Consider the following 761-nt stretch of genomic DNA (forward strand, 5'->3'; position numbering starts at 1 on the left):
TTCGTTTTGTGCTGGCAACGGCGCTGGTTCCTGATGCAAGATCGCGCCGATTACATCCAACATATTCACGCCGGAAAATGGTTGCCGCCCGGCGATCATTTCGTACAGCACGATGCCCAAACTAAACAGGTCAGAACGTGCATCTACTTTCTCGCCGCGCGCTTGTTCGGGTGACATGTAACTCGCGGTTCCCATCACTGTGCCAGGCGTGGTGGAGTGCGACGCGGCGACAGGGGGACGGGACGACTCGGCGAGCCAAGTATCTGCTTCTTCGCCCTGTCGCCCCATCGCCACGTCGCCGTGTCGTTCTGTGAGTTTTGCCAGGCCGAAATCCAGCACCTTCACAATGCCGTCACTGCGCACCATCACATTTTCGGGCTTGATGTCGCGGTGAATGATCCCGGCGTCGTGTGCAGCGGCGAGCGCGTTCGCCATTTGCAGCGCGATGTTCAGCGATTCATCCAGCGGCAATGGTTGTCGCAAGTGATCGCGCAACGTTCGCCCGGCGATGAATTCCGTAGCGATGTAATGCGTGCCGTTGTGCGCGCCGATTTCGTGAATCGTGATGATATTGGGATGATTGAGCGCGGAGGTCGCTTGCGCTTCCTGCTCGAAGCGGCGCAGCCGTTCGGAATTCTGAGTGAACTCAGCGGGCAACAGCTTGAGCGCCACTTTGCGTTTGAGCCGAGCGTCTTCGGCCAAATACACTTCTCCCATCCCGCCTTTGCCCAGCGGTGCGGTGACTGCGTACTGTCCGAACT

General features: G+C 58.6%; 1 protein-coding gene. It reads right to left on the reverse strand.

Going from position 1 to position 761, the window contains the following annotated elements; translation table 11 throughout:
- Positions 1-761: serine/threonine protein kinase (locus JNK74_28670; GenBank protein ID MBL7650159.1), on the reverse strand; the 761-nt coding region annotated here is incomplete at both ends.

This window comes from Candidatus Hydrogenedentota bacterium, assembly GCA_016791475.1.
In the GTDB taxonomy this organism is placed as follows: domain Bacteria; phylum Hydrogenedentota; class Hydrogenedentia; order Hydrogenedentales; family JAEUWI01; genus JAEUWI01.